The 12,033-nt window shown below is 43.2% G+C and carries 15 protein-coding genes; 5 read left to right on the forward strand and 10 right to left on the reverse strand.

Annotated elements, in window-relative coordinates:
* The first annotated feature begins 127 nt into the window (after window positions 1–127).
* Together BW980_RS01825 and BW980_RS01830 are read left to right on the forward strand one after the other, a co-directional pair.
* Entirely contained in the window at window positions 128–1,849 is a 1,722-nt protein-coding gene (locus BW980_RS01825) for an IlvD/Edd family dehydratase (protein WP_076453246.1), read from the forward strand.
* A 4-nt stretch (window positions 1,850–1,853) separates the two neighbouring features.
* Window positions 1,854–2,303, forward strand: a complete 450-nt coding sequence (locus tag BW980_RS01830; RefSeq protein WP_076453247.1) for a 3-oxoacyl-ACP synthase — start codon at window positions 1,854–1,856, stop codon at window positions 2,301–2,303.
* 23 nt (window positions 2,304–2,326) lie between these two features.
* Here BW980_RS01830 and BW980_RS01835 read toward each other — a convergent pair whose 3' ends face one another.
* The 5 genes from BW980_RS01835 to BW980_RS01850 form a co-directional block, all read right to left on the reverse strand.
* Entirely contained in the window at window positions 2,327–2,785 is a 459-nt protein-coding gene (locus BW980_RS01835; RefSeq protein WP_013992964.1) for a COG2426 family protein, read from the reverse strand.
* 440 nt (window positions 2,786–3,225) lie between these two features.
* The gene (locus BW980_RS01840; RefSeq protein ID WP_076453248.1) at window positions 3,226–3,615 is read right to left on the reverse strand and encodes a cupredoxin domain-containing protein; all 390 of its coding nucleotides are present in this window, start codon (window positions 3,613–3,615) and stop codon (window positions 3,226–3,228) included.
* Window positions 3,616–3,724: 109 nt separating this feature from the next.
* Window positions 3,725–4,273, reverse strand: coding sequence for a carboxymuconolactone decarboxylase family protein (locus tag BW980_RS01845; RefSeq protein ID WP_076453249.1), 549 nt, complete (start codon window positions 4,271–4,273; stop codon window positions 3,725–3,727).
* A gap of 76 nt (window positions 4,274–4,349) precedes the next feature.
* Window positions 4,350–4,502, reverse strand: coding sequence for a hypothetical protein (locus BW980_RS22465; RefSeq protein ID WP_175609832.1), 153 nt, complete (start codon window positions 4,500–4,502; stop codon window positions 4,350–4,352).
* Between the two features lie 91 nt (window positions 4,503–4,593).
* A complete protein-coding gene (locus BW980_RS01850) occupies window positions 4,594–5,442 on the reverse strand; it encodes a helix-turn-helix domain-containing protein (RefSeq protein WP_076453250.1) in 849 nt (282 codons plus the stop codon).
* Between the two features lie 158 nt (window positions 5,443–5,600).
* Between BW980_RS01850 and BW980_RS01855 the strand changes: the two genes are divergently transcribed.
* Entirely contained in the window at window positions 5,601–6,110 is a 510-nt protein-coding gene (locus BW980_RS01855; protein ID WP_076453251.1) for a PAS domain-containing protein, read from the forward strand.
* A 32-nt stretch (window positions 6,111–6,142) separates the two neighbouring features.
* Here the strand turns inward: BW980_RS01855 and pyk are convergent, their stop codons facing one another.
* The 5 genes from pyk to BW980_RS01880 all read right to left on the reverse strand — a co-directional run bounded on the left by pyk (window position 6,143) and on the right by BW980_RS01880 (window position 10,494).
* Entirely contained in the window at window positions 6,143–7,573 is a 1,431-nt protein-coding gene (gene pyk / locus BW980_RS01860) for a pyruvate kinase (RefSeq protein ID WP_076453252.1), read from the reverse strand.
* Between the two features lie 3 nt (window positions 7,574–7,576).
* On the reverse strand, window positions 7,577–8,041 hold the full coding sequence (locus BW980_RS01865) for an IPExxxVDY family protein (RefSeq protein ID WP_076453253.1): 465 nt from the start codon (window positions 8,039–8,041) through the stop codon (window positions 7,577–7,579).
* A gap of 109 nt (window positions 8,042–8,150) precedes the next feature.
* On the reverse strand, window positions 8,151–8,888 hold the full coding sequence (gene rnc / locus BW980_RS01870) for a ribonuclease III (protein WP_076453254.1): 738 nt from the start codon (window positions 8,886–8,888) through the stop codon (window positions 8,151–8,153).
* 6 nt (window positions 8,889–8,894) lie between these two features.
* Window positions 8,895–10,148: a beta-ketoacyl-ACP synthase II gene (gene fabF / locus BW980_RS01875; protein WP_076453255.1), complete on the reverse strand. Its 1,254-nt coding sequence runs from the start codon at window positions 10,146–10,148 to the stop codon at window positions 8,895–8,897.
* A gap of 112 nt (window positions 10,149–10,260) precedes the next feature.
* Window positions 10,261–10,494, reverse strand: a complete 234-nt coding sequence (locus tag BW980_RS01880; RefSeq protein WP_008269813.1) for an acyl carrier protein — start codon at window positions 10,492–10,494, stop codon at window positions 10,261–10,263.
* Window positions 10,495–10,654: 160 nt separating this feature from the next.
* Between BW980_RS01880 and purN the strand changes: the two genes are divergently transcribed.
* Complete coding sequence (purN, locus tag BW980_RS01885; protein ID WP_076453256.1) at window positions 10,655–11,224, forward strand: phosphoribosylglycinamide formyltransferase; 570 nt, start codon at window positions 10,655–10,657, stop codon at window positions 11,222–11,224.
* Entirely contained in the window at window positions 11,224–11,859 is a 636-nt protein-coding gene (locus BW980_RS01890) for a ribonuclease H1 domain-containing protein (protein WP_076453257.1), read from the forward strand. Before purN ends, BW980_RS01890 begins: the two co-directional genes overlap by 1 nt.
* Window positions 11,860–12,033: the final 174 nt, after the last annotated feature.

The following is a 12,033-nucleotide window of genomic DNA, read 5'->3' on the forward strand; positions in this document are numbered from 1 at the left end:
GCCGTTACACCAAAGAACCTGCTTTAAAACCGAAGAAATGTCTTTTTCTGGGGGAATAGGCTTTAGGTTTTGTCAACTTGGCTAGAATTGCTACTTTAACTACTTCCAAGTAATTTCTCCTTGATTTATGAAAGACAAGAAACACCTCCGCAGTAGTGAATGGTTTGGCGGAAAGGATAAAATGGGCTTTGTACATCGCTCATGGTTGAGAAACCAAGGTTATCCCGACGATTATTTTAAAGGCAAACCCGTAATAGGCATCTGTAATACCTGGTCTGAACTCACACCTTGTAACGGACATCTGCGCGACTTTGCCGAAGTGGTCAAAAAAGGAATCTTGGAAGCCGGCGGTTTCCCTATGGAGTTTCCGGTCATGTCTTTGGGCGAAACCATTATGAGGCCAACTTCTATGCTGTTCCGCAACCTGGCCAGTATGGATACCGAAGAATCGATACGCGCCAATCCACTTGATGGTATCGTGCTATTGACCGGTTGTGATAAAACCACGCCCAGTACCTTAATGGGGGCCTGTAGCGTTGACCTGCCTACTATTGTCGTGCCTGGAGGACCTATGCTCAGCGGAAGGTTTCGCGGTGAGAAAATGGGGTCGGGAAGTATGAATTGGATGATTAAGGAAAAACGCAGTGTAGAAGGTTTTACCGATGATGATTTTACGGAGGCGGAAGTCTGTGTGGCACGGAGTATCGGGCATTGTAATACGATGGGAACGGCCTCTACGATGGCTACTATGGTGGAAGCCTTAGGGCTGACCTTACCCGGGTTTTCGTCTATTCCCGCAGCCGATTCGAGAAAAAAGTTGTTTGCCCAACTCTCGGGAAGACGAATCGTAGAGATGGTAAAAGAAGATTTGACCTTGTCTAAAATATTGACCCGACAGGCCTTCGAAAATGCCATAGTGACCAATGCCGCGGTAGGCGGGTCTACTAACCTCATTATCCATTTGACGGCCATAGCGGGACGGATTGGAGTGGACTTAAACCTTGAGGATTTCGATACCTTGGGAAGTAAGGTTCCCCTTCTGGTCAATATGAAACCTTCAGGGAAGCATTTAATGGAAGACTTCTTTTATGCGGGCGGAATTTCCGTAGTGTTGAAGGAACTAAGTAAAAAATTACATGCCGATGCATTGACCGTAAACGGAAAGTATATTACCGAAAATTATACCCAGGCCGTCTGCTATGATGACGACGTGATCGGAACCATGGAAAAACCCTTTCAGCAAAATGCGGGCATTGCCGTACTCAAGGGGAACCTGTGCGAAGATGGTGCGGTCATAAAACCATCGGCGGCCTCAAAGGAATTGATGAAGCATTCGGGTAGGGCCGTCGTTTTTGAGAGTATGGAAGACTACCACACCCGAATAGACGATCCTGATCTTGATATTGACAAAAACAGTGTTATCGTATTAAAAGGTGTGGGACCAAAAGGTTATCCCGGTATGCCCGAAGTGGGTAACGTAGATCTTCCAAAAAAACTACTGATGCAAGGAGTTACCGATATGGTACGTATTTCCGATGGTCGGATGAGCGGAACCGCGGCAGGAACCGTTATTCTACACGTTTCCCCTGAATCTACCGTAGGCGGTACGCTGGCTTTGGTGCAAAATGGCGATTATATCACACTCGATGTCGAGAACAGAAAGCTTCATTTAGACATTTCAGGGGAGGAATTGGCAAAGCGTAAGGCGGCGTGGAAAGCGCCCGAACCCTTGGCGGATAGGGGTTATGTAAAAATGTACATAGACCATGTGGAGCAGGCGCATAAAGGTGCCGACCTAGACTTCTTGGTCGGTGGTTCGGGGGCTAAGGTGGATAGGGATTTACATTAGCCATATGATAACTAAAGAAGAACTCTACCGGTTTTGCGGCACTTTCGTGGCCGAACGTATCGCTAGGATTCAAAAGAACATTGAAGACATTCAAATGTCACTGACCTCCGAAACCAAAAGTAGTGCGGGAGACAAGCATGAAACAGGGCGTGCCATGTTGCAGTTGGAACGCGAAAAACTGGGGCAGCAGCTCGCGGAAGCCGAAAAAATGAAGCAGGTGCTGTCTAAAGTCCCCAAAGACGGGAATACCGCCACCGTGGGTCTAGGCAGTTGGGTGGTCACGGCAAGGGCCGATTACTTTTTGGCGATTTCCGCAGGGGAGTTTAAATCCCGGCAAAAAAGCGTCTATTGCATTTCTGCGGCTACGCCTATCGCTAAATTGCTGTTCGGGAAACAAATCGGGGATACCGTGGTTTTCAACGGGCAAGACCTAAAGATTGTAGATATAAAATAATCACGGCACGGATATGGGAAACACTAGCCCATGCCCTTCATTGATGCCAAGGTGGCCGACCAAACGATTACCGAAGAAAGAAAAATACCTATGGTATTGGCCCAAAAGGCTTTCGTTTTCTCAATTTTAAAGAGGTATGAGGCAATACTTCCGGCATATACGCCCGTACCGGGCATCGGAATCATTACAAAAAATATAAGGCCCCAAAAGCCGTAGCGTTTTATTTTGTCGCCCGAACCGGTCTTGGCCTTTCGCGCAACGAATATGGCCGATTTCTTATAAAAGCCCCAACGCAAAAAATAACGGTTGATCTTCTCGAGAAAGAAGAGCATTAAGGGAAATACTAGCACATTGGCGGCAAAGCAAAAAAGAAATACGAGATAGATATTAAGACCATTGAGCAACCCATAGGGTATACCTACCTTGGCTTCCCCAAAGGGGGAAAGGCTCCATAATATGGCAATGATAAAATCTATAATCACAATAATTTTTTTTAGAGGGCTAAACTACTAATCCACGGGATTTAAGCATCATTTGAACTCATAAATAATTCCAAAAATTGCATTGTGGCAAGATAGGCGGTCAAGTTTAACAATTTTTAACTATTCGACGTATGGTGCCATATTGTCTATAAGGGTTTGCGAATATAATCCAATTCTATAAGCCAAGTTTGTTAAGCTAACTCTTTCCGCATTAGGATGCCCTGTTTTTCAGTTAATAAACCCCTTTTTTATGTGATCTAAAATCGGAAATGGAAGATATGGCCCTTGATGATAATAAAGACAACACTTATGCCTAGGCCAAAGGGGGCAAATTTGATGACAATCGCTTGGGTGGTAGCGATATACATAGGAAAAGGGAACCTGTTCAGGTTCCCTTTTTTGTATTTGGAAGTCCGTAGAACCCCTTGATGTTCCGCAAATTATTTGACAAGAATGGTATTGTCGGTAGCGGTTGGGTTCATCGGACAGAAATATACATACTCCCCGGCTTCCAAAACTGTGGGTTTAGACGATTGGGTTTTTCCGGTAGCTACAACTTCGGTAACATAAGCGGTTTGAATATGGTTTTCAGGCTTGCTGATATCTTCGCCCTTTTTAACCAAAACAAAACCGACATCGTGCCCAACATCTTTATTGGCAATTTCAAAGACATAAGTCCCCGGGCTAACCGTAAGTTGCTTTTGGGTAAATTCCCCTGGAGTTTGTTCCAAGGCAATTGTCTTGACCTCTTTTTTGCTCATTTCATTTTGGGCATTCGCTGAAAATGCTACGGTAAAAACCAATACTACTGCTGTTATTATATTTTTCATAATTTTTAATTTTTGTCCTTTGTTTTAAAAAGACGGTTGCTTGTAAAGAATGTGTAAATCAAATATGATAGAAAGCCCTAGGTAATATGGTATTGCCTAGGGCTTATATTTAAGCTTCTACGGCCTCTAAGGGTGCGGCTACGGGAAAGTCTACGGGAACGTCGGTGGTTTTGTGCAGATAGTTAGAGATGGTTTTATCGCCCACCAATACTATGGTGTCTACTAGGTTCTCTTTGGTCCATCCTGCATTTAAGAACTTTTGTACTACGGCCTCATCGGCTGCTCCTCGGTTTTCCGTGACGTTTTTGGCAAAACCGGCCAAGGCGTCGAGTTTATGGTCAAAAGAAGCTTTCCCGGCCCTGAGTTCAAGAATTTCAGAATCACTGAAGCCGTTCATTTTTCCGATCGCGGTGTGTGCCGCAAGACAGTAGCTACATTCGTTCACTTGGCTTACGGCTAGGTTTACCACTTCTTTTTGTTTGGCGGTCAAGGAAGTCTTGGCACTGCTCAATGCCAGGTAGTTGGCCAAGGCGTTTTCCGAATGGGCATAAGTGGCATAAAGATTAGGTACAAAGCCTACCGCTTTTTCCAGATTGTCGAATATGGCTTGGTTGTTTGAACTTACTTCTTCTCTTGTGGGTACATTAAATTTGCTCATAATTTGTGATTGTTATATCATGCGCCCGAACTGTTGTTTTTTTGCTGCGGGCAATGACGGTTAATACGATGTTGTTTTAATATTCTATGTAGGGTCTTTCGGCATCGCAATAAAAATCGTGATGATGTTTTTGCTCACAGTGGGTTTGCACATCTACGGTTTGTAGTTGTCTAGTGGGCCGAGAGAAAATCTCGATAAGGTTAAAAAGTGATATAGGTTTTAGTTTCATCTTGCGTTGTTTTTAATTACAAGGCAAAGATGCGAATGAAAGAGGGGCAGGTGTTAGGAATGATTGCCCGACCGCTTGTACAAATTTCCCTTTACAGGGCTATTTCTGGTGTTTCGCGGTATTGTGAGGGGGAACATCCCGTCATTTTCTTGAAAAATCGACTAAAATGGGCCGGGTCGTTAAAACCAAGGTCATAGGCTATTTCTTGGTTTTGCTTGTCGGTAAAATGGATCAATCGCTTCGCTTCAAGGGCCAGGCGTTCAAGAATAATCTGTTGCGGCGATTTTTGATTGTATATGGAAAAAAGGTTCGACAGCGTTTTCGGACTCTTAAAAAGAAGTTCGGCATAATCGCTTACCTTTCTTTTGGTCTTGTAATGTGTATCTACCAATACGTTGAACTTCCTTATAATTTCTACTTGGTCGTTGTTCAGCTTCTTTACGATAAGTTGTTCTTTGGCCAAGCGCGTACAAATAATGATCAATCGTTTTAAGAGCATTTGGAGCATATCGCCCTGTATGGCATCAGGAGTGGAAAACTCATCTTGAAACACCTCGTATAGGGTGTCGAATTTTCGTTTTTGTTCTTTGGGAATGGAAATTATAGGAAGGTCTTGGGTGCCGAAAAACAGTATGCCGTTGCAAGACACTTCATGGTCGTGATCATTGATGCAGTAAAATTCGCGATTAAAATGAAAGGCGGTCAAGGGTAATTCCGTCTTTTCGTAGGAAACATGTTGCAGGTATGTGGTGGTGACCAATTGATTGGGCAATAGCTCTATGGGTATGCCGTCAACATGGAGTTCAAGGGGGGCTTGGTTTCTGTTCCATAGCATATAAATATTGCCCGATTTTACCGAAAATTGCTTTTCATGTGCCTTGATGTCGTCGGTAAATCCTAAATGCGATCCTATTTTGGTATCGTTGAACTCGAATTTCATATACGGTAAACAGATTGATTCTTGCTTTTGGTCTGTCTATGGGATAAAAACTTACGAAAGGCGACTAGTGTTAAACATTTGTTGTAATTTGTTAAACAAAATGGCTTTTTGTACTATTGAGCCTAAGTAAAGCGGGAAGCAATTAAATTTTTTTAAGAATGAAAGTGTACGATAAGGCGGCAAAAAAGTATTACGGTTCCTTAGATATAACACCTTTGCCCTTGTTGTCTTGGGATGTACATGCGGCGCACGTTCGCGTGCTGTGTGAAACCGGTAATACCATGGTCGATTTGCGCCAGTTTGCCGAGATGAACCGTTGGGCCTATTCAAAACTGAACGATTTGGTTTTGGGGGAAGACGAAGTAGTCGTAATCACCGATCCTAAATTGAGCATTGTCCATACGACTTCCAATATAAATACAATGACGGGCTATCGACCCGATGAAATTATAGGAGAGACCCCTAAAATGTTCCAAGGGGAAGAAACCGATAAACAGGTCCTCTTAAAAATAAGAACGGCCATAGAAGGGAAAAAACCCTTCGAGGCCGTTGTTCTAAATTATAGGAAAGATGGCAGTACGTATTTATGTCAAATACAGGCAGAACCTGTTTTTGACAAAGCCGGCCAACTCGTGAATTTCATTGCGTACGAAAGGGAGGTGGCCTAAGAGCTTCCCTCCTTTGAAGCCTGAAATTACGCTTATTCTATTTCGGTCACCCTTAGCGTGTTGACCATACCTTTGTCTTTGATCGGCATTGCCGCCAAACTGATAAGCATATCGCCACTTTCTAAAAGACCTTTGTCACATGCCATTTTGTTTACGTCTTCGATCGTTTGATCGGTAGAAACGTATTTATCGTAATAAAAGGCGCGTACACCCCATAAGAGATTCAATTGCGTAAGTATACGTTTGTTGGAGGTGAACACCAAAATGTGGGCACTAGGTCGCCAAGCCGAGATTTGAAAGGCCGTATAGCCACTATTGGTCAATGTAGAAATGGCCTTGGCCTTGATTTCATTGGCCATAATTGCCGCGTGGTAACAGATCGACTTTGTAATATATCTTTTTGTACGGATATGTGGCGGATCATGTGGTACTTGAATAAGTTCAGAACTTTCTACACTTCGAAGGATACTGCTCATTTTTTCAATGACCTGTACCGGGTAATTCCCTACTGAGGTTTCCCCAGAGAGCATCACGGCATCGGCACCATCCATTACGGAGTTCGCTACATCGTTCACCTCTGCACGTGTCGGTGTAAGGCTTGTAATCATCGTTTCCATCATTTGGGTAGCGATTATTACGGGAATACGGGCTTTCTTGGCCCTAAGAACCAATTGTTTCTGGATTAATGGAACCTCTTGCGCAGGAACTTCAACACCTAAGTCGCCACGGGCCACCATTAGTCCGTCACAATAGGCAACAATCTTGTCTATGTTTTCAACGGCTTCCGGTTTTTCGATTTTCGCGATAATCGGAATTTTTACATCTGTATGTTCTTTAATGATCGCTTGAAGGTCAATAAGGTCTTGGCTAAAACGGACGAAGGAAAGCGCGATCCAATCGACATTTTGAGAAATGGCAAAAATGGCATCTTTCACATCTTTTTCGGTCAAGGCAGGTAAAGAGATGTTTGTGTTGGGAAGGTTTACGCCTTTTTTAGATCGCAATGGCCCCCCTTGAATAACCTTGGTTTTTACTTGTTCCTTTCCGTCAGTGGTTATGACTTCGAACATCAGCTTTCCGTCGTCTAGCAAAATGCGCTCACCGGGCTTGACGTCTTGTGGAAAGGCATCATAGTTCATATATACCCTTTCGGCGGTACCTTCAAAAGGTTCTCCCGTAACAAAGGTAATTTCGTCACCAGGGGCTACAACAACTTCACTGGCCATGACACCGACCCTAAGTTTCGGACCTTGTAAATCGGCCAGAATAGAGGTGTTTCTACCTGTTTCTTCATTGAGTTCCCTAATCATTTTTATACGTTCGGTAACGTCGTTATAATCGGCATGTGAAAAATTAATGCGAAAGACATCTACGCCGGCTTCCATCATATCTCTCAGCACTTCCTTTTTGCTCGTGGCCGGCCCTAGGGTGGCAACGATTTTTGTCTTTTTGTTACTTGGCATTGATTAAAAAATTAAATTGTTCTTAGATTTGAGTTTGTCGGTTTCTATGGCGTAAGCCGTAATAATTTTGGGTATGTTCTGTAGTGTTTTCACAAGGTTTTCCATATTGATGAATCCATCTTGTTCGATCTTTAAAAAGTAATCTACATCTCGATGTTCAGGAACCATATGAAAAGTTGTGAACGAGGGCTCGTTTTGAAAAAGCCCATTTCTTTCCGCGGTGTCCTCTACAAAACCATTGTTGGTAAACAATGTCCAATACCTATCGTTAATGTCGTCTTTCCATTCAAAAATTGGAACCGTAACATGCCCCGAAAGGTCAAGGTCTTTACGACATCTCTTAAATTGTGTTTTCAACCCGAGATTAAGGGCGTAGGCCAGGGCATAATCTTCAAGGCTGCTGTGCAAGGCAACTAAATCGAATGTATCTTCGTAAAAGTCGTTCGTAATTTTATGTACTGCTACCATAAGGCACAAAGTGGTAAAGATAATATTAATACCGTACAACGCCTAAATCAAGAAAGAGTAAAATTGGTTTTGAACAAACTATAACATTTTGGTTACATTAAACCACAATTTATGACTTGTCCATCTTGTCTTGAAGGGCGTAGTAGGCCCTTTTTGAGGCCCGTTCTTCCGCTTTCTTTTTAGAGGTGGCCCTTGCTTTTGCAACAACATTGTCCGCAATGGTGAGTTTTACGGCAAAATGTTTTAAAGTGTCGTTTCCGGTGTCTTCGTAAACGTCAAAATCGAATGTTTTTTTCTGTTTCTGACACCATTCGATAATCAGGCTCTTATAACTAATGACCTGTCCCTCCAATTGTTCGATATCGACGTATGGGGCAATTACTTTTCGATGAATGAACTTTTCACAGAACTTATATCCCCGATCGAGGTAAATGGCCCCGACCAAGGCTTCAAAAACATTGCCATGTATATTTTCCCCAAAATGCGATTTTGGGATACGGCTTTTTACGAAATGGATCAGGCCCAGATCTTTTCCCAGTTCGTTCAGGTGTTTTCTGCTCACTATTTTCGATCGCATCTTGGTGAGGTAGCCTTCGTCGCCTTCGGGTACCTTGTCGTACAGATGTTTTGAAATTATAGTGCCCAACATAGAATCGCCCAAAAATTCAAGGCGTTCATAGTTCAAGGGATTGCCGTCTTCGTCTTTTTCGTTGGCCGAGCGGTGTAGAAATGCTTTTTTATACACCGAAATGTCTTTGGGCTTGAATCCTAATATTTTGGTCATCCCTCCAAAAAAATCCCCATCCTCTTTAGAATGGGAATTGAATATATTGGAAGGAAATCGCATAATAGACTACTCGCTAAATTTTTTGAAAATTACACAAGCATTGTGTCCGCCAAAGCCAAAAGTGTTGCTCAAGGCTACATTTACTTCACGTTTTTGCGCTTTGTTCAATGTGAGGTTCAGTTTGGGGTCAATATTTTCGTCTACCGTGTTGTGGTTTATAGTCGGTGGTACCAGACTATGTTTCATGGCCAAAATGGATGCAATGGCCTCAATGGCCCCGGCGGCACCTAATAAGTGACCGGTCATCGATTTGGTAGAGTTGATATTGATGTTCGGGGCATGATTGCCAAAGACCTCACTAATGGCCTTTAGCTCCGCTACGTCTCCAAGAGGGGTAGAAGTACCATGGGTATTGATGGCATCTACATCTTCAGGCTTTAGTCCGGCATCCCTTAAACAGTTTTTCATTACTTGAACTACTCCTATTCCGTCAGGATGCGGAGCGGTCATATGGTAGGCATCGCTCGATAGTCCGCCTCCGGCGACTTCGGCATATATTTTTGCCCCACGTGCTTTGGCGTGCTCGTACTCTTCAAGAATCAAAGCGCCTGCGCCTTCACCCAGAACAAATCCGTCGCGAGTAGCATCAAATGGCCTAGAGGCCGTTTCAGGACTTTCGTTACGGGTCGATAATGCGTGCATGGCACCGAAACCACCCATACCTGCTATGGTAACCGCCGCTTCACTACCTCCGGTAACTACTACGTCGCAATGGCCCAAACGAATATAGTTGAGCGCATCGATCATAGCGTTGGCCGATGAGGCACAAGCTGAAACCGTAGTGTAGTTAGGCCCCATAAAACCATGTTTGATAGAAATATGCCCTGGGGCAATATCAGCTATCATTTTGGGTATGAAGAAAGGGTTGAATCTTGGTGTGCCATCACCTTCGGCAAAATTAATAACCTCGTTTTGAAAGGTTTCGAGACCGCCAATACCGGCACCCCAAATAACGCCAACGCGAAATTTGTCTACTTGTTCTAGGTTTAATCCTGAATCGGCTATCGCTTCATCGGAAGAGACCAAGGCGTATTGCGCGAATCTGTCCAATTTTCTTGCCTCCTTGCGATCAAAATGATCTAGAGGGTTGAAATTCTTGAGTTCACAGGCAAATTTCACCTTAAATTTTTCGGTATCGTAGTAGGTAACGGGAGCAGAACCGCTCTTTCCGTTTTTAAGACCTTCCCAATATTCATCAATATTGTTACCAATGGGAGTCAACGCACCCAACCCGGTAACCACAACTCGCTTTAATTGCATTGAACCTAATTTTTGGTTTACTTAGTAAGTCAAGCGTAAATTAAAAAAATTATCCATGCGATAAAGGTTACCACATGGATAATTTTGAATCTCGTTCAAGAAATCATAAAGATTACTTCGCTTCTTCTATATAGCTAATGGCCTGGCCAACTGTTGCGATGTTCTCAGCTTGATCGTCGGGGATTTGAATATCAAATTCTTTCTCGAATTCCATGATCAACTCCACGGTATCCAATGAGTCTGCCCCTAGGTCGTTAGTAAAGCTAGCTTCCGTTACTACTTCGTTTTCATCCACACCTAATTTATCAACGATGATAGCTTTTACTCTTGATGCAATGTCTGACATAATAATATTGTTTTTAAAAAATTAAATTGATGGCAAAAATAAAAAACTTTGGACTAAATCCACTATTTGTCGTTAAAATGTCTTGTAATTTATAAAATTTCAGGATAAGAGCGGTATTTTTGATCTAAATAATTCGCTATCAGTAACGTTTAAAGGCTACATGAAAAACATCGTACTATTTGCTTCCGGTTCTGGATCCAATGTTGAAAATATCGTTCGCTACTTTCAAGACAATTCAAAGATAAACATCAGCGCCGTACTTTCGAATAAAAAGGACGCTAAAGTCTTAGATAGGTGCAATAATTTGAAAATCAATGCACTGTATTTTAATCGAAACGCTTTTTATGCCACTGAATGTGTGCTCGATATTTTAAAGACGTTCAACCCCGATCTTATCGTTCTGGCCGGCTTTTTGTGGAAAATACCCGAGAACCTTATCGCTGCCTTTCCCGATAAAATCGTAAATATTCACCCGGCACTTTTACCCAAATATGGAGGAAAAGGCATGTATGGAAATAATGTACACGAAGCCGTTCGGGCCAATAATGAGACCGAAACGGGCATTACTATTCACTATGTCAATGAAAATTACGACGAGGGCGCCGTTATTCGGCAAGTAAAAACGTCAGTTTCGGCAGATGACACCCCAGAAAGCATTGCACGGAAAGTGCATGAGCTTGAATACGAATATTTCCCGAAAGTTATTGCGCAATTGTTAGAGGTAGAATAATGGCGAAAAAGGCAAAATTCTATACGGTTTGGCAGGGGAAAAAGCCTGGTATCTACGACTCGTGGTCTGATTGTAAAGCGGCCATCACGGGCTTTAAGGGCGCTCAATACAAGTCTTTTGAAACCTTTGAGCAGGCCAAAAAGGCCTTTAATGGCAATTACAACGACTTTAAAGGAAAGAAAAAGGGGAAGCCCGTAATGACCCCCGAACAACTGCAAAGGTTCGGCACCCCCAACTACCATTCGATTTCGGTAGATGCGGCCTCTAGTGGAAACCCCGGGGTCATGGAATATCAAGGGGTAGATACCAAAACGGGCAAGAAACTTTTTAGACAGGGGCCTTTTGCCCAGGGAACGAACAATATTGGGGAGTTCTTGGCCATTGTGCACGGGTTGGCCTTTTTAAAACAGAACAAAAGCGACCGTATTATCTATACCGATTCCCGTACGGCAATGAGCTGGGTACGTAAAAAGACCTGTAACACAAAATTAAAGGAGACCCCGCAGAACAAAGAACTTTTCGATTTGATTCGAAGGGCCTTGGATTGGTTGAAGAACAATTCGTACCAGACCCCCGTTGTAAAGTGGGAAACTAGGGCTTGGGGCGAGATTCCTGCCGATTTCGGAAGAAAATAAGCTGTTATTCGGTATCGGTGTAGGGTTTAAAATATCCTTTGTGCGGCAATTGAATTGTTAAAAGTGGTTTGGGTTTTTGGGGCTACATTCTTGTGAGTTGCCGTAGCTGCGGAGCTGGAGAAATCTAAGTTGACCGACTGCCGTTTTTTGTAAGGGTATAATTGCACATATTCG

The sequence above is a fragment of the Zobellia uliginosa genome, assembly GCF_900156625.1.
In the GTDB taxonomy this organism is placed as follows: domain Bacteria; phylum Bacteroidota; class Bacteroidia; order Flavobacteriales; family Flavobacteriaceae; genus Zobellia; species Zobellia uliginosa.